General features: G+C 69.7%; 13 protein-coding genes. 5 read left to right on the top strand and 8 right to left on the bottom strand.

Annotated elements, in window-relative coordinates; translation table 11 throughout:
- Positions 1-2: 2 nt before the first annotated feature.
- Genes ACFV2X_RS18855 through ACFV2X_RS18845 form a run of 3 tightly spaced genes read left to right on the top strand, consistent with a single transcriptional unit; the run spans position 3 to position 3,373 of the window.
- Entirely contained in the window at positions 3-251 is a 249-nt protein-coding gene (locus ACFV2X_RS18855) for an acyl carrier protein (protein ID WP_089508721.1), read from the top strand.
- Positions 244-1,878, top strand: coding sequence for an AMP-binding protein (locus tag ACFV2X_RS18850; RefSeq protein ID WP_385617551.1), 1,635 nt, complete (start codon positions 244-246; stop codon positions 1,876-1,878). Before ACFV2X_RS18855 ends, ACFV2X_RS18850 begins: the two co-directional genes overlap by 8 nt.
- On the top strand, positions 1,865-3,373 hold the full coding sequence (locus tag ACFV2X_RS18845) for a class I adenylate-forming enzyme family protein (RefSeq protein ID WP_385617549.1): 1,509 nt from the start codon (positions 1,865-1,867) through the stop codon (positions 3,371-3,373). Before ACFV2X_RS18850 ends, ACFV2X_RS18845 begins: the two co-directional genes overlap by 14 nt.
- Here the strand turns inward: ACFV2X_RS18845 and ACFV2X_RS18840 are convergent.
- The 8 genes from ACFV2X_RS18840 to ngcE form a co-directional block, all read right to left on the bottom strand.
- Positions 3,348-4,292: a hypothetical protein gene (locus ACFV2X_RS18840; RefSeq protein WP_385617547.1), complete on the bottom strand. Its 945-nt coding sequence runs from the start codon at positions 4,290-4,292 to the stop codon at positions 3,348-3,350. The genes ACFV2X_RS18845 and ACFV2X_RS18840 overlap by 26 nt on opposite strands.
- Entirely contained in the window at positions 4,289-5,341 is a 1,053-nt protein-coding gene (locus ACFV2X_RS18835; RefSeq protein WP_385617545.1) for a glycosyltransferase family 2 protein, read from the bottom strand. Before ACFV2X_RS18835 ends, ACFV2X_RS18840 begins: the two co-directional genes overlap by 4 nt.
- The gene (locus ACFV2X_RS18830) at positions 5,331-6,830 is read right to left on the bottom strand and encodes a hypothetical protein (RefSeq protein ID WP_385617544.1); all 1,500 of its coding nucleotides are present in this window, start codon (positions 6,828-6,830) and stop codon (positions 5,331-5,333) included. The genes ACFV2X_RS18835 and ACFV2X_RS18830 overlap by 11 nt, the downstream gene beginning before the upstream one ends.
- Positions 6,827-7,075, bottom strand: coding sequence for an acyl carrier protein (locus ACFV2X_RS18825; RefSeq protein WP_385617542.1), 249 nt, complete (start codon positions 7,073-7,075; stop codon positions 6,827-6,829). Before ACFV2X_RS18825 ends, ACFV2X_RS18830 begins: the two co-directional genes overlap by 4 nt.
- Complete coding sequence (locus ACFV2X_RS18820) at positions 7,075-8,544, bottom strand: class I adenylate-forming enzyme family protein (protein WP_385617591.1); 1,470 nt, start codon at positions 8,542-8,544, stop codon at positions 7,075-7,077. The genes ACFV2X_RS18825 and ACFV2X_RS18820 overlap by 1 nt, the downstream gene beginning before the upstream one ends.
- Before the next feature lie 288 nt (positions 8,545-8,832).
- Entirely contained in the window at positions 8,833-9,804 is a 972-nt protein-coding gene (locus tag ACFV2X_RS18815; RefSeq protein ID WP_385617540.1) for a carbohydrate ABC transporter permease, read from the bottom strand.
- A 61-nt stretch (positions 9,805-9,865) separates the two neighbouring features.
- Complete coding sequence (locus ACFV2X_RS18810; RefSeq protein WP_385617538.1) at positions 9,866-10,897, bottom strand: carbohydrate ABC transporter permease; 1,032 nt, start codon at positions 10,895-10,897, stop codon at positions 9,866-9,868.
- A gap of 57 nt (positions 10,898-10,954) precedes the next feature.
- Complete coding sequence (gene ngcE, locus ACFV2X_RS18805) at positions 10,955-12,391, bottom strand: N-acetylglucosamine/diacetylchitobiose ABC transporter substrate-binding protein (protein ID WP_385617536.1); 1,437 nt, start codon at positions 12,389-12,391, stop codon at positions 10,955-10,957.
- Between the two features lie 345 nt (positions 12,392-12,736).
- Here ngcE and ACFV2X_RS18800 point away from each other — a divergent pair, with 345 nt between their 5' ends.
- Positions 12,737-13,252, top strand: a complete 516-nt coding sequence (locus ACFV2X_RS18800; protein WP_385617534.1) for a hypothetical protein — start codon at positions 12,737-12,739, stop codon at positions 13,250-13,252.
- A 316-nt stretch (positions 13,253-13,568) separates the two neighbouring features.
- On the top strand, positions 13,569-17,444 hold the full coding sequence (locus tag ACFV2X_RS18795) for a GH92 family glycosyl hydrolase (protein ID WP_385617533.1): 3,876 nt from the start codon (positions 13,569-13,571) through the stop codon (positions 17,442-17,444).
- Positions 17,445-17,491 lie beyond the last annotated feature (47 nt).

Genomic DNA, 17,491 nt, shown 5'->3' with positions numbered 1-17,491 from the left:
CCATGCGAAAGTCCTCCGCCGAGCAGAGCGTTCTAGCGGCGCTGCGACAAGTTTTGGGACGCGGCGAGCTGCCCGGCGTCGACACCGGCACCAGACTCTTCGAGGACCTCGGTCTCGATTCCACCTCGGTTATCGAACTGCTCATGCTCATCGAGACACAGACGGGCGCCGAATTCGATACGGAAAGCCTGGAACTGGAGCATTTCGCCACCGTGGGAACACTTACGGAGTTTGTGAGCTCGCATGGCTAGCGCTCACCTGGCCGACGGGGACGGGCCGGGCGGCCGGCAGGGTATGCACGGCCATTTCCTGGCCTCGGTACGGGCCCATCCGGACCGGATCGCGCTACGGGTGTCCGCGCGGACCTGGACCTACGACGAGATGCACCGGACCGCGCTGTCCTGGGCCTCGGCCCTGGTGGACGCCGCCAAGGGCAGGCCGACCACGGTCGGCGTCCTCGCGGCGCGCGGCGAGGTGGCGTACATCGGCATCCTGGCCGCGATGTACGCGGGCGCCGCCGCGATGCCGCTGAATGTGGAATTCCCCGCGGCGCGCACCGACGCCATGCTGCGGGCCGCCGACACGGCCCTGGTCCTTGTGGACGACCAGGGTGCGCGGATCCTCGATCAGCTGACCGATCACCCGCCGGTCGTGCATGCGGGAAGCATCAATACCGGCGGTGTGAATACCGGAGATCGTGCCAAGAGCGGCGAAAGCGCCCCCGCCGGAAATGGCCCGGCGGAAAATCCGGGTGCGACCGCGCCGTTCGAGCCGTTCGAGCCGTGGTGCGTCGAACCGGACGACCGCGCGTACATCATGTTCACCTCGGGCTCCACCGGCCGCCCGAAAGGCGTGCCCATCTCGCACGCGAATGGCGAGCACTTTCTGCGGTGTGTGCGAGACCTCTACGATTTCGGGCCGCAGGACGTCTTCTCACAGACGGTCGACATCACCTTCGACCCCCTGATCTTCGATCTGTTCTGCGCCTGGAGCGCGGGCGCGTGCGTCGCCCATGTCCCCGGCCTCGGCTATGCCGATCTCCCCGCGCTGGTGAACGCGCTCGGTATTACGGTCTGGTTCTCCGCCCCCAGCACGATCTCCGTCGTCCGCAGGACCCGGCGGCTCACCGACGCGGCCATGCCCGGCCTGCGCTGGAGCTTCTTCGCGGGCGAGGCGCTGATGGAACACGACGCGGCCGACTGGCAGCGGGCCGCCCCCGGATCCACCGTGGTGAACCTGTACGGGCCCACGGAAGTCACCATGAACGTCACCGTCCACAAGTGGCACGCGACCGACGTCCCACACCCCGAGGCACACGGCGGCGTGCCCATGGGCCGGCTCCACCCCGGGATGCGCGCCACGCTCCTCGACGCGGAGGGGAACCGCCATCCGGAACGGGGCGAACTGTGTGTCACCGGGCCGCAGATGTTCGCGGGCTATCTCGATCCGGCGGACGACGCCGGGCGCTTCCTCGACCTCGACGGCGAACGCTGGTACCGCACCGGCGACCTGGTCACCACGGCCCCCGGCGGCACCCTGCTGTACTCGGGCCGGCTCGACCACCAGGTGCAGATCCGGGGCGTACGGGTGGAGATCCCGGAGGTGGAGTGGGCGCTGCGGCGCTGCTCGGGGGTGGACGAGGCGGTGGTGGTGGCGGTGCCCGCAGGCAACAGCCATGCCCTGCACGCCTATTACACCGGGGCCGCCACCGAGCGGGGGCCGGTCGTCGAGGAACTCGGCAAGCTGCTCCCCCGGGCCGCGATTCCGCGCGTTCTGAAGCAGGTGGCGCGGTTCCCGCTGAACGCCAACGGCAAGATCGACCGCAAGGCGCTGGCCGCGGAGGCCGCGCGGGAGGCAGGGCGGGATGCCCGCCGGTGACCCCGAGTTCGGGCAGCCGGCCGTACCGCACGACGTACTCGCCTCCCGGCAGCCGGCCGTACTGCACGATCTGCTCGACGCGGCGGCCCGTCGCCACCCCACCCGCCCGGCTCTCACCCACGCCAAGCTGACCTGGGACTACGCCCGGCTGCGCACGGCCTCGCTGCGGGCCGCCGGGTGGCTGCGCGAGCGGGGCGTCGGGCGCGGCGACCGGGTGCTGCTGGCCCTGCCGTCCGGCCTCGCCGTGGCGGCCCTGGTGTACGGCTGTTCGCGGGTGGGGGCCGCGTTCTGCGTACTGCACGAGCAGGTACGCGGCCCCGCCCTCGCCCATGTCCGCGAGGACAGTGAGGCGGCCCTCCTGGTCACCGCGGACGACGGCCCACCGCTCCTGGATGAGGACGGCGAGGACGGCGAGGACCCGCGGGACGCCATCGGCCCGCTGTCCGTCGACCCCGTCTGCCTCATCTACACCTCAGGCTCCACCGGTCCGCCCAAGGCCGTCGTGTCCACCCACGCCCAACTGCTGTTCGCGGCCCGGGCCATCCACGGCGAGCTGGCGTACCGCACCGAGGACGTCGTCTACTGCGCGCTGCCGCTCTCCTTCGACTACGGCCTCTACCAGCTGTTCCTCAGCACCCTGGCCGGCGCCCACCTCTGGCTCGGCGGCACCTCGGACGTGGGACTGGTCCTGCTGAAGAACCTCCGCCGCTCCGGGGCCACCGTGCTGCCCGTCGTCCCGTCGCTCGCGCAGAGCCTGGCCCGTATGCTGCCGCGCTACGGCGCCGACGGCATACGGCTGCGGCTGCTCACCAACACCGGCTCCGCGATGCCCCCGCAGGTGCTGGCCGGGCTGCGCGCCGCGCTGCCCGGGCTGCGGGTCCAGCTGATGTTCGGCCTGACGGAGTGCAAGCGCGTGGCCATCATGCCGCCGGACGAGGATCTGCGCAGACCGGGCGCGTGCGGGCGGGCGCTGCCCGGTACGGAGGTCCTGGTGGTGGACGAGCGGGGGCGGCGGGTGGCGCCGGGCATCGTGGGCGAGATCGTGGTGCGCGGCCCGCATGTGATGGCGGGTTACTGGCGGCGGCCGGAGCAGACCGCACAGCGGTTCCCGCGCGCCGAGGGGCTCTTCCCCGAGCTGCGCACCGGGGACTTCGGCCGGCTGGACGAGGACGGCTATCTGTATTTCTCCGGGCGCCGCGACGATCTGTACAAGCAGCGCGGGTTCCGGGTGAGCGCCGAGGAGGTGGAGACCGCCGCCCGCCGGGTGCCCGGGGTGCGCGGCGCGGCCGTCCTGCCGCCGTCGGGGGAGGGCGAGGAGGCGGTGCTGTGCGTGGCGGGCTCCTCGCTGCGCCCCGGCGAGGTGCTGGCCGCGCTCAAGGCGGAGATCGAGGCGTACAAGGTCCCGGCCCGCTGTCTGGTGGTCCCGGAGCTGCCGCTGACGGGCAACGGCAAGACGGACCGCAAGGCGCTCAGGTCGATCGCCGCAGGATCCTGACGGAGGTCTTCACGGGCCGGCCGTCGCTCGCCGTCGCCAGGAAGCACAGATCCGCGTAGGGGCCGCAGATCTTCCACACCGTCCCCGCGACCGACCGGTGGGGCGGCCATCGCTCGCCGTCGAGCAGCCCGTATCCGGCCATGCTGATGAGGTAGTACGGATCGGCGGGCAGCCAGCGATCGCCGCGGCGCACCTCGAGCCAGGCGTGCGGCAGCGGGAACGCACCGGCCAGCAGCAGCCCGCCGGCCGGCCGCACGGCCGCCCCGGCGTCCTCCGCGACGCGCGCCAGATAGGTGGTGCCGGCGCGGCAGTCGGCCAGCCGGGTCTCCCGTACGAAGCCGACGTCGTCACGGAGTTCGTCGGGCACGAGGTAGTACTCAAGCCGTGCGGCCTCCGGCAGCACCGGCCCCAGTTCCCGGGCGCAGTCGGCCGCGCCCTTGTCCGCGCCCTCGCCCACTCCCTTGTCCACGTCCGGCGCGTTCTCGCCGGCGGACACATGGAGGTCCGCCTCGAACACATCGGGCCCCATCCGCCGCAGCGTGCCGTCCACCACCCCGGAGGCGAGCTGCGACGAGGGCTCCAGGACCGCGCCGCCCACCCGCCCCTGGAACCGCGTCCGGTAGGTGGTCGTGGCGACCGCCTCCGCGTTGAAGGGCTGGGCCGACAGCCGCACCTGAAGCCAGGCGGGGGACGGGATACGCAGGCCGAGGCCGAGGTTCTTCAGATCGAAGTCGTCGAAGCGGCGGTCCGCCCCGCTCCCCTCGTACGCGAGGCCGAGGTCCAGCGCCTCGTCCAGCAGCTCCCCGTTGATCCGGTGCACCCGGGCCGCGGTCTCGGCGCCCACCTCGAACCGCCGGAAGCGGTCCGGGACCCGCACGGCCCGCTCCAACACCTCCTTGACCGCCTGCTCTCGGCTCATCGCTCACCTCGCTCGCCGCGCTCGCCTCGCAGGATGTCGCGCAGCGAGGACGCGTCGCGGCGCATCAGCGGATCGGCTATCTCCACGGCCTCGTAGTTCCCGTCCTTCTCGACCACGTGCACGATCACCCGGGCGTGGTCGTCGGTGACAGCCACTTCGGAGTCGAAGGCGAGGACCCAGCCCAGATCCGGATCGCGGTACGCCCGTGTCAGGGGCCGTTCATGCCCGGCGGCGAAGGCCCGTACGGGCTCGGGCAGCGGGCCGCTCACCGGCGTGAGCGCACCGAGCGCGGCGAGGCCCGTCCGCTGCAGCAGGGCCACCTTCACCGCCTGCCGGTGGACGGGGTGCTCGGCTTCCTCAAGGAATCGATTCAGCACTTCGGTCTCCGCCTCGTTCCGGGCGAAGCCCCCCGCATAGCTGGAGGCCCGCACCCGGTAGACGTACGACGGCTCGTCCGGCTTGCTCACCCGCGCCCCCGCCGCCACCAGCCGCAGCCACAGGTCCCACTCCTCGCCGTACGCCACATGGCGGTAGCCGCCGATCCGCTCGTACAGCTCGCGCGCGAACAACGACCCCACGACGACATAGTTCTGCGCCAGCAGCTGGATCAGCTGGTCGCCCGGGACCGGAAGCCCGCCCTTGGTGTACGTGGCGGGGCGGAAGGGGCCCTGGCCGGTCCAGGTCAGCGGGCGCGGGCTGATCAGGCCGGGCGCGGCCGCGTACGTCTCGCTCATCGCGGCCACGTGGTGCGGCAGTACGACGTCGTCGCCGTCCAACTGGAGCACCAGATCCGTCTCCAGCGCCTCGATCGCGGCCCGCCGCGCCCCCCACACCCCCAGGCGGCGCGGGCCGTGGTTGCGCAGCAGTGTCAGCGGCAGAATGGCGCGCCAGCGCTCGACGAGCCGTACGGTGTCGTCCCCCGAGTTGTCGTCGACCACCACCACCTGGTCGGCGAGCGTGGTCTGCATGGCCAGGGAGCCGAGCGCCTGGTCGATGAACGCCGCGGAGTTCATCGCGGCGATCACCACCCCGACGGTGTTACGAGACATGAGCCGACAGCCGCTCGTCGACGTCCCGGTCCCGCGCCGCTCCCTGGTGCTCGTTCACCACCAGCTCCTCCACGCCGTACAGCAGCCCGCGGAGGTCGGGTGCGGGCAGATACCGGGTGTCGGCGGCCAGGCCGATCACCCGCTCGCCGCGGTCCGTGGTGCGCACACTGCAGTAGAGCTTGACCGAGGGCAGCCGGAAGGGCTCGGCCCAGCGGAAGGAGGTCTCCGCCGCGGCGGAGCCGCGCGCCGGGCGGCCGCCGTCCGCCGCGGGGGGCGCGAGGGCGCCGAGGTCGTTGTGCAGCACCGACAGGTCCAGCTGCTCACCGCGCTCCCGGCCGACCTCCGCGACCAGCCGCTCCAGACGGGCGGGGTCGTACTGGGCACGGGCGTATCCGCGCAGCTTGGCGAGGTGGGCGGCGCGGACGCAGTCGTCGAACGAGGGCCCTGAGACATCGAAGCAGAGCAGCACATCCGAGGCGAGCGGGGTCACCATCGCCTGCCGCTCGGCGCCGATCCGGTTCGCGAAGATCGTCTTGAGTACGCAGTGGGAGAGGCCGGCCCGGCGCGCCAGCAGCGTGCCGACGGCCGCGAGATACACGGTCTCTTCGCCTGCCCGGCAACGCCCCGCCACCTCCCGCGCCGCCGCCTCCAGCCGCCCCGACCGGAACTCGCCGTGGGCCCACCCCTGCGGCCCCGCGGCGCCGACGGGCGCGGGCGTGGGTGGCGTCGAGGGACGGTTGGGAAACATCGTCCGGGGCGCGCGCCGCAGCAGCGACCGCTGGTACGCGTCGGCGCGCCGGTCCGCGGTCTGCCCGATCTCGGACCGCTCGGTCCGGGCGAGGTCGGCGGGCTGCGGTACGGGCGGGGTGGGTGCGGGCGGGGTAGGTGCGGCTGCGGCGCGTACGGCCTCGGCGGACGCGGCGTGGGCAGGCGCAGCCATGGCAGCCTCGGCCTCGGCGCGTACGGCGGCGCCGTCCGCCAACAGGCCCTTCAGCCGGCGCACGACCAGGCCCATCGCCCAGCCGTCCACCGCGACATGGGACACGTACAGCGCGAGCCGACGCGGTTCGCCGCCGGGCCCGGTCAGCACCGCCACGCGGATGCCCCACTCCCGCGACAGGTCGAAGTCCGTCACGGCCAGGGCGTCGAGCGCCGCGGCCGGATCGTCACCGTGGACGACCCGGACCGTCAGCCGCCCCTCCCCCTGCACCTCCTGGTGCGGGGCGGAGTCGGCGGTCCCGTCCCGGTACACGGTGCGCAGGCTCTCGTGGGCGGTGACCAACTCCCGTACGGCGTCGATCACCTCGCGCAGCGAGCGGCCCTCGGGCACCGGCAGCGACATGCGCTGGTTGTAGTCGTAGTGGGCCCGCTGGGCACGGCTCTGGAGCGCGCGGTAGATGACCTGCTGGCCCCAGGTGAGCGGGGCGCGTACGGCGCGCAGCCCGCCGAACTCGACGACCTCCTCGCGAGGGAACTCCGCGCCGGTCAACGCTGCCTCAGCACGAAGTCCGCCATCCGGCCGACGGTCGAGAGGTTGTCCGGTGACATCTCACCGTCGGGGACGTCGATTCCGTAGTTCCCCTGGAGCCAGACCAGCAGCTCCAGCATGGCCATCGAGTCGAAGTCGGGGATCTCCAGCAGATTGGTGCCGGGGCCGGGCGGGGCCTCGGCCAGCGCGGGCACCACCACGGTGATCTGCCGGGCGATCTCCTCGACCAGGCTCTCGCGGTCCATCACGCGCTTCCTTCCTTGTCGTGCTCCGGCCCGGCCTCGGGCCCAGGTGCGGCGGGACGCGGGGCGAGGATCTTGCCGGTCGTCGAGCGGGGCAGTTCGGCGGTCACCTGGATACGCCGCGGAATCTTGTGCTCCATCAGCCGCTCCTGGCACCACCGGATCAGCTCGTCGGCCGTCACCGGCCCGGGGGCGGCGACCCGGGCCACCGGCACCTGGCCGCGGCCGCCGTCCGCCTCCGCGAAGACCTGCGCGTCGGTGACGGCGGGGTGCTCGGCGAGCACCCGCTCCACCTCCACCGGATTGACCTTCTTCCCGCCGACGTTGATCATCCGGGCGAGCCGGCCGATCAGCTTGATGGAGCCGTCGGGGCCCAGGGTCGCCAGGTCCCCGGTGCGCAGTAGGTCCCCGTTCAGGGACAGCGGGCGCACCCCGTCGACATGGGCGTAGCCGTCGGCCAACGTCTCCGTGGCCAGCTGGAGTTCACCCGCGCCGTCCTCCTCGTCCGCCTCCCGGAGGGTCGCCACGATCCCCGGCAGCGGCTGCCCGACGTCCCCCGGCCGGTCGCCCTCCGGGTCGACGGGCTTCACGGTGATCGCCCCGGCCTCCGAGCAGCCGTACATGTTGAGCAGCGCGAAGCCGTGCTCCTTCATCACCGCCGCCGCGGCGCCGCTGGGAATCGGGGCGCCGGCGGACAGCGCGCGCTCCAGGCCGTCGAAGCGGGAGGTGGTGTCGGCCGCCATGAGCCGGTAGTGGAAGGGCAGGGCGATCAGCACCCGCGCCCCGCTGTCCCGCACCGCGGCCGCGATCTGGGAGGGCACCACGCGCGATCCGCACAGCGTCACCGGCGCGCCGCTGAGCAGCGGAGCGAGCAGGCCGAGCGTATGTCCGTACAGATGGAAGACCGGCGCCGCGCACACCACGGGGGTCGAGGGGCCGTAGCCCATGGCCTCGGCGCACCGCAGCGAGTCCACGATCTGGGCGCGCATCGACCGCACGGCGCCCGAGGGCTCGCCTGTCGAGCCGGAGGTGAGGAAGATGCCCGAGCGGGGGGAGGGGAAGGCGGCGCCCCCGCCGTCGCCCCCGGAGGCGGAGATGGCCAGCGAGAGCCCGTGACGTTCCCATACGGATCCGGAGTCGTCGTCGGGTCGGGAGTCGGCCAGCAGCAGATGGGGCCCGAAGGCGGCGGTGACACGGGCGTACTCGGCCTCCGGCTGGCCGGAGTCCAGATGCATCAGCGGCACCTGGAGCAGATCGCAGGCGAGGGTCGCGACGAGGGTCTGTACGGGCCTGCCGGTACGCGCCGCCGCCAGCCGCAGCGGCCCCCGCGCCCCCCGCGGCCGCAGGCGCTCGGCCAGGTCTTCGGCCGCCCCGAGCAGCCCGTCCCAGCTCCAGGTGTGACCGGCCTGCTCCCTGACGGCGACGCGGCCCGGATCGGCGATCCGGCTCGCGATCTCCTCGCACAGCCCCATGGACACCGCGGCTCCTCCCCGTTGTAAGCCTCGTCGCCTGAATGCCCCGTCGCCCGAGAATTCCGCCACAGGACGCGCAATGGCGCCATTGAGGAATTGCCGCCCGGAAACGGCGACTTGCCGCCCGGGTCAGCGCCGGGAAACTACGGGCACCATACAGGCGCGTACCGCGCGGGTGAGAGGGATTGGCAGCAACATCATCGGCAAATCAGCGACACCGCGACAGACCAAGGCCCCGCCCTCCCCGTGCTGGGGAAGAGCGGGGCCTGGAACGCCTGGAACGCCGGGTTACTTGAGCGCCCCCGCTGTCAGACCCGCCTGGACCTGACGCTGGAAGACGATGTACACGCCGAGCACCGGCAGCATCGCCAGCACCAGTCCAGCGAAGAGCGCGGACCAGTCCCCCTTGTACTGCTGGCTGGCCGCCAGCTGCACCAGACCCTGGGTCAGCACCCGCTTTTTCTCGTCCGTGACGAGCACGGTCGGCAGCATGTACTGGTTCCACTGCCCCAGGAAGTTGAAGATGCCGACGCTGATCAGGCCCGGCTTCGCCATCGGCAGCATCACCTGGAAGAAGGTCCGGGTCTGCGAGGCCCCGTCGATCAGCGCCGCCTCGGCCACCGACGAGGGCAGCGTCTTGAAGAACGAGGTGAGGAAGAAGACGGTGAACGGCAACGAATAGGCGATATAGACCAGAATCAGCCCGTGGAACGTGTTGAGCAGGTCCATGTTCCTCATCACGAAGAACAGCGGCACCAGCGCCAGAATGACCGGGAAGCTCATTCCGCCCACGAACATGAAGTAGATGATCCGCTTGCCCGGGAATTCGAAGCGGGCCAGGACATATGCCGCCATCGACCCCAGCAGCATCGTCCCGATCAGCGAGCACCCCACCACCAGGACGGTGTTGAGGAAGAAGTCGCCGATGTTCGACTTGCTCCAGGCCCGCGACCAGTTGTCGAAGTGCAGGCTGGACGGCAGACCCCAGGGAGAGGTGAAGATCTCCTTGTCGGTCTTGAGCGAGCTCATCACCGCCCACAGCAGCGGCAGGGTGACCAGCAGTCCCCAGAGCACCAGCATGCCGTGCGAGAAGACGTTGAGGACCTTCCCCTCGGCACCGATACGGCCCTTGGGGGTGAAGTCCGGCACCTTGCGCGTTCCCGTGCCCGGCGCCTTGCCCGCCGCCCCGGACGTCGCGCCGGGCGCCTCGTCCGCCTTGGTGGCGCCCGGGAGCTCCGAGGGCTGTGCTTGCGCGGTCACTGTGCTACCCCCAGGTCAGCGGAGATACGGCGGTTCCGGTGTGCGAAAGAGAGCCTGGCCATCAGTACTCCAGCCGCTCGCGCCGACCGAGCCTGCCCACGATGACCGCGAAGATCAGGGTCACGATCAGCATCGCGACGCCGATCGCCGTCGCACGCCCGGCCTGCCCGTCGCGGAACGTCTTCGTGTAGACCATGTAGCCCAGCACCTGGGTGGAGTCCGCGGGTCCCCCCGGCCCCACGGTCATGATCTGCACGACGGCGAACGCGTCGAGGGCGAGTATGCCCATGTAGATCCAGCCGGTCTGAACCGTGTCCCACAGCAGCGGCAGGGTGATCCTGAAGAAGGTCGTGATGCGGTTGGCGCCGTCCAGCAGCGCCGCCTCGTAGAAGTCCTTGGGAATGGCGCTCATTCCGGCGGAGAACAGGACGACGTAGAAGCCGACGTTGCACCAGACCATGACCACCATGAGGCACCACAGCGCGAGCTTCGGATCGGCCAGCCACTCCTGCTGCAGCGAATCCAGCCCGATGCCCCCCAGAAACGCGTTGAGCGCGCCGTTCCGCGGGTTGTACGTGAACTGGAACAGGAGGGCGACAATCGCGATCGAGAGCACCTGCGGGAAGAAGTACACCACCTTGTAGATGCTCGACCCACGCACCCCGGAGACGGCCGCGTTCTTCTTGCTACGGCCGCCGACATTGAGCATGAAGGCGAAGAACAGGCCCAGGCCGAGCGTCACCAGCGGCACGACCAGCAGCAGGAGCACATTGTGCCCCACCGCTGTCCAGAACAGGTCGTCGTGCAGAAGCCAGTCGTAGTTTTTGAACCCGACCATCTTGAAGTCGGAGCTCAGTCCCGTCCAGTCCGTGAAGGAGTAATAAATGGACTGGACGAACGGCGAAATCACGAAGATCGCATAAATGACCACTGGCAGGGCCAGGAATCCCAGGGGGAACCCGTACTGCCGATAGGCACGCTCGATCTTCTGCCGCGTGGACAGCTTGACGCGCGGTTGCCCGACGCCCGGGTGTTTACCGCCCGGGACCTTCGCGACCACCGCCGTAGCCGACTGGTGCTTACCGTGCTGCATCTCTACCGACCTCGGTCTTTCCCTGCGCACAGGGCCGCTGGTGACGCTCGAACCTCATCAGGCGTGCTTGTACTTCTTCACGGCGTCGTCCTTGGCCGTGTCGTCGGCAAACTTCTGGATCTTCTTGATCGCCTCGGCCGGGGTCATCCGGCCCGCCATCATCTCGCCCAGCGCGCCCACGCCGATCTGCTGCTTCTGCAGCGCCACGTACCAGTCCTGCAGACGCGGGTTGACGACGTTCGACCCGGCCTTCTTCAGCGCCTCCTGGGCGGACGCCAGACCCGGCGGCAGGCTCAGGCCGTCGGTGCCGCCGTTGAGCGAGGTGAGCGAGGAGACCTGCTTGACGAAGTTCTTGGTGGACTTCTCGCCGAGCATGATCCGCAGCAGCTCCATGCCGCCCTCGGGGTTCTTCGCCGCCTTGGGCACGATGAAGGGCTCACCGCCCGAGGCCCAGATCGTGCCGAACGGCATCTTGTCGCTGCTGTCCAGGCTGGAGGGCGCGCTGACGGACATCTGGAAGTTGTCCGGCGTGGTCTTCTTCGCCTCGTTCTCCACCCAGGAGCCGTTCGGGATGAACAGCGCCTTGCCCTGGTTCCACGCGGTCTGCGACTCGATGTGGGTCAGGCCGGGGCTGCCCTTGAGGATGTAGCCCTTCTTGTAGAGCTCGTAGTACGCCTCGAAGGCGGCCTTGACGGCCGGGTGCTTCCAGGCGTTCGGCTCCAGGTTGTCGATCGCGATCAGGGTCTCGGGACCGCCGATCTTCGCGATGAAGGGGTAGAGGCTGAACGGCATGTAGTACGGGAACTTACCCGGGTAGGTCCAGCCGGCGACGCCCTTCTTCTTCGCCTTCTCGCAGAGCTTGAGCATGTCGTCCCAAGTCTCCGGGTACTCAGCGTCCAGCTTCTCCAGGTTGGTCTTGGAGTACCAGACGCCGTAGACGGTGTAGGCGTAGTACAGGATCCACACCGGCTTGCCGTCGAACTGGCCCATCTCCACGACACCGGGGCGCAGCGTGTCGCGCACCTTCTTGCTGGGGTCGTCCACGGAGGGCGCGTCCAGCAGCGGCGTCAGGTCGGTCAGCTGGTTCTTGGCGACAAGGGTGCCGAAGTCCATCTGCTCGGCGCCGGAGTTGTCGATCAGGTCCGGCGGGGTGCCACCGTTGAACCGCGGCTGCAGCACCGTCTGGATCTTCTGAGTGGCGGAGTGCTTGACCTTGCCGGCCGTCTTCGGGTACGCCTTCTCGTACTCGGCCTCGGCGTCCTTTGCGTACTTCTGGCCGAAACCACCATCGAAAATGACGACGTCGAGCGCGGCGCTCTCATTGACGGCGAGCGGGTTCTTGTCGCTCTTCTTGCCCTTGTCGACCTTGTTCCCGTCGTCGTCACCACCGCTCGCGCAGGCGGTCAGGGTGCTGATGGACGGCACGGCAACCAGTCCGAGCGCCGCGGACCGCTTGATCAGGTCGCGACGGCCGAAATCTGGGGTGGATCCCATGCTCAAGTCCTCGCCTTCGTCAGGACTCAGGCGGTGTAGCGGTTTCCCGTACATACTCGCCTCCGGCGAGGGGCCCGACACCGCGGGTCAGTTGAAGCGTGAAACGGAGTATTGCTGAGTGTGCGCCGGGGAGCACGGAGGCCCGCTTAGGCGGGCGCGACGTAAGGCCGCACAGCGGCCTCCCCCCGGGGCGACAGGTATAGTCCACTGGGCCTCAAGTGGGCAAGATCGAATGGTCATTGGGCCCCAGTCTTTCCCGAGTTGAGACCTGTCCGACATACCGTAGGGGACACAGCCCGTACGGCACGCCGCCGTGCGCGTGAACCAACAAGAAAGGCGGCCCCTGTGGTCCGGAAGCAATTCCCCTTCGCCACCGCGCTTGTCGTGGTCGCGACACTCGCGTCGATATCGGCGTGCGGCTCCGAAGGGGGCGGGTCCTCCGCCGGCGACGCCAAGGGCGGCGCGGCGCTCGGAAAGGGCATGGCCGAGCTCCCGGTCGAGCCGACCGAGTCCCCCAGCCCCACCGAAGACCCGACGGACGACCCCACGGACACGCCGACGGGCGGCAACGCACTCGTCAGCCCGGACATCAAGATGGGCACCTGCGGATGGGGCTCGGACGGCATCCCGTACGCCAATGTGAAGATAACCAACTCCGATTCGACCACCTCCTACTACACGCTGATGGTCGGCTTCGTCGACGGCAACGACAAGGCGGTGACCACGGGCTTCGAGTCGGACGCCGAAGTGGCCGGAAACGCCTCCAAGACCGTCAAGGTGGTCGGACTCCTGGCGGACTCTTCCAAGAAGGCCAAAAAGTGCCGGGTCTCCCTCGGCACCAAGTCCAAGACCGCGTCCTGAGCCATGAGTCGCGGACGACAGGTCCCGACCGCGGATGCCACGCCCTGAGCCACCGCTGACCGCGCTCTGATAAATCACTGGTGACCGTGCCCGACGCCGCGGACGACCCCGCCCCGAGCCGCCGATGATCACCTGGAGGCGGGAGCGGCCCCACCCCCACCGCGGCCGGTCCCGCCCCGCCACCCCACCCGCTCACTCCGGTTCGGATTCCCCCACACATCCGTGACACCGCCTTGACACCGTTGGGGCGCAGCCTCCCTACTTAACTCTGCCCGACGCAACTGACAACGTTGTCTAGCTCGTGGAGAGGCGGAGCATGCGACTGAGACGCCCCAGCCCCAGACCATGGCACGCACCCCGACGACCGGCCGCCCTGGTGGCGGCCGTTGTGCTGACGCTGACGGCCCAGGGCGCGGCGGCAGCCGCGCACGCCGAGCCCGCCGCCGCGTCCGCCAGGTCGTCCGCCAAGTCATCCTTCGCGTCGTCCTTCGAATCGAACGACCCGCAACCGGACTGGCGCAACATGGTGGAGACGGGCCCCGACGGCGAGAAGAAGGCCTCGGGGGTCGACGGCGGCTACAGCAACGGCATCCCCGGCAATGTCACCGACAAGGTGACCGCGGTCCGGGCCAACGGGGAGAACAGCGAGGGCGGCGAGGTGAAGGAGAACCTCGTCGACGGAGAGTCCAGCACCAAGTGGCTGGTCTTCGAGAAGACCGCCTGGCTGGAATTCGACCTCAAGGACCCGGTCAAGGCCGTCCGCTACGCCCTCACGTCCGCCAACGACGTCCCCGGCCGCGACCCCGCCGACTGGACCCTCAAGGGCTCCGCCGACGGCTCCGACTGGAAGACCCTCGACACCCGAGAGAACCAGTCCTTCTCCGCGCGCCTCCAGACCCGCGAGTTCGCCTTCGACAACGAGACGGCCTACCAGCACTACCGGCTGGAGATCACCCGCAACGCCGGCGACGACATCGTGCAACTCGCCGAGCTGCAGCTCGCCACCGCCGACACCGCCCCGCCCGCCCCCGCCGATATGCGCACGCAGGTCGACAGCGGCCCGGCCGGCTCCCCCACCGCCAAGGCCGACGCCGGCTTCACCGGCACCCACGCCCTCCTCTACGCGGGCACCCACAAGCCGGACGGCCGGGCGTACTCGTACAACAAGATCTTCGACGTGAACACGGCCGTCACCCGCGACACCCTGCTCTCGTACCGGATCTTCCCCTCCATGCCGGAGACCGACCTCAACTATCCCGCCACCCACGTCTCCGTCGACCTCGCCTTCACCGACGGCACCTACCTGAGCGATCTGCCCGGCGCCGTCGACCAGCACGGCGCCCGGCTGAGCCCCCAGGGCCAGGCCGCCTCCAAGACGCTGTACGTCAACCAGTGGAACCACAAGGAGTCGCGGATCGGCGCGGTCGCGGCGGGCAAGACGATCGACCGCGTCCTGGTCGCGTACGACTCGCCCAAGGGCCCGGCGAAGTTCCGCGGCTGGGTCGACGACATCTCCATCGCCGCCAAGGCCCCCGAGAAGCGCCTCAAGCACCTCTCCGACTACGCGGTCACCACCCGTGGCACCAACTCCAGCGGCAGCTTCTCCCGCGGCAACAACTTCCCGGCCACCGCCGTCCCGAACGGCTTCAACTTCTGGACCCCGATGACCAACGCGGGCTCACGCAGCTGGCTGTACGAGTACGCCCGCGCCAACAACGACGACAATCTCCCCACCATCCAGGCCTTCAGCGCCAGCCATGAGCCGAGCCCCTGGATGGGCGACCGGCAGACCTTCCAGCTGATGCCGTCCACCGCCACCGGCACCCCCGACGCCGGACGCACCGCCCGCGCACTCCCCTTCCGTCACACCAGTGAGACAGCCAGGCCGCACTACTACGGCGTGACCTTCGAGAACGGCCTCAAGACGGAGATCACCCCCACCGACCACGCCGCGCTGATGCGGTTCACGTACCCCGGCGATGACGCGAGCGTCATCTTCGACAATGTCACCGGGGACGGCGGGCTGACCCTGGACGCCGAGAACGGCGTCGTCACCGGCTACTCCGACGTCAAAAGCGACCGCAACCCAGGGTCGGGCCGCATGTTCGTGTACGGCGTCTTCGACGCGCCCGTGAGCGCGGGCGGCAAGCTGTCCGGCGGGGGCGGCAAGGACGTCACCGGATACTTCCGCTTCAAGCCCGGCGCGGACCGTACGGTCACGCTACGGATCGCCACGTCCCTGATAAGCCTGGACCAGGCGAAGACGAACCTGGACCGCGAAATCCCCGCGTCGGCTTCATTTACGCAGGTCAAGTCCAGCGCGCAAGCGGCCTGGGACAACATCCTGGGAAGGATCGAGGTAGCGGGCGCGACCCGCGATCAGCTCACCACCCTCTACTCGAACCTCTACCGGCTGTACCTGTATCCCAATTCCGGTTTCGAGAACACGGGCACCACGGACAAGCCCAAGTACCAATACGCCAGCGCGTTCTCCGAGCCGGTCGGCGAGAACACCCCGACCCACACCGGCGCCAAGATCGTCGACGGCCAGGTCTACGTCAACAACGGCTTCTGGGACACCTACCGCACCACCTGGCCCGCGTACTCCCTGCTGACCCCGGCCCGGGCCGGAAAGATGGTCGACGGCTTCGTCCAGCAGTACAAGGACGGCGGCTGGATCTCCCGCTGGTCCTCCCCCGGCTACGCCGACCTGATGACCGGCACCAGCTCGGACGTCGCCTTCGCCGACGCCTACCTCAAGGGCGTCCGCTTCGACGCCGAGGCCGCCTACGAGGCCGCCCTGAAGAACGCCACCACCGTCCCGCCCTCGCCGGGGGTCGGCCGCAAGGGCATGGACACGTCCATCTTCCTCGGCTACACCACGACCAAGGCCCACGAGGGCCTGTCCTGGGCGCTGGAGGGCTATGTCAACGACTTCGGCCTCGCGAAGATGGGCAAGGCGCTCTACGAGAAGACCAAGAAGGCCCGCTACAAGGAGGAGTCCGAGTACTTCCTGCGCCGCGCCCAGAACTACGTCAAGCTCTTCGACGACAAGGCGGGCTTCTTCCAGGGCAAGGACGCGGACGGGCGCTGGCGCGTCGACTCCGACAAGTACGACCCCCGGGTCTGGGGCTACGACTACACCGAGACCAACGGCTGGGGCTACGCCTTCACCGCCCCCCAGGACAGCCGGGGCCTCGCCAACCTCTACGGCGGCCGGTCCGGGCTCGCCAAGAAGCTCGACGCCTACTTCACCACCCCGGAAACCGCCTCCCCTGAATTCGCCGGTTCCTACAACGGCGTCATCCACGAGATGACCGAGGCCCGCGACGTCCGCATGGGCATGTACGGCCACAGCAACCAGGTCGCCCACCACGCGGCATACATGTACGACGCGGCCGGCCAACCCTGGAAGACCCAGGAGAAGGTCCGCGAAGTCCTCTCCCGCCTCTACCTCGGCAGCGAAATCGGCCAGGGCTACCACGGCGACGAGGACAACGGCGAGCAGTCCGGGTGGTACATCTTCAGCGCCCTGGGGTTCTACCCGCTGGTCATGGGCGGCTCCGAGTACGCGGTGGGCTCCCCCTTGTTCACCAAGGCCACGGTGCACCTGGAGAACGGCCGCGACCTGGTCGTCCGGGCCCCGAAGAACAGCGCCCGGAATGTCTACATCCAGGGCCTGAAGGTGAACGGCAAGCCCTGGAACTCGACCGCTCTGCCCCATGACGTACTCGCGCGGGGCGGGACGCTGGACTTCGACATGGGCGCCAAGCCGACGAAATGGGGCACCGGGAAGGGCGCAGCGCCTACATCGATTACGACGGACGACAAGGTGCCGACGCCGCGCCACGATGTGACGGTGCCGCCGGGCGGGGGTTCGGCGTTGCTGGACAACACGTCGGGGACGGAGGCGTCGTTCGAGTCGGTGGACCTTCCTTTGGCCGAGCCCTCCCGGGTGGTCCAGTACACGCTGACGTCACCCGGTGATCGGGCGAAGGCCCCATCGGGCTGGGTGCTCCAGGGCTCCCACGACGGCGAGAAGTGGACGGACGTGGACCGGCGCTCGGACGAGTCCTTCGCGTGGGACAAGCAGACGCGGGTCTTCTCGGTGCGGTCGCCGGGGTCGTATGAGCATTACCGGCTGGTGCCGGACGGCAAGTCGACGCTGGCGGAGGTGGAACTGCTGGCGTAGTTGATTTGTGTTCGGCACGGGCCGCGTCGTCCCTGTGGGGGTGGCGC

It is taken from the genome of Streptomyces sp. NPDC059679 (assembly GCF_042734105.1).
GTDB lineage: Bacteria > Actinomycetota > Actinomycetes > Streptomycetales > Streptomycetaceae > Streptomyces.
Note: the sequence above shows the minus strand (reverse complement) of the source record. Positions and strands in the feature narration are given on the sequence as shown.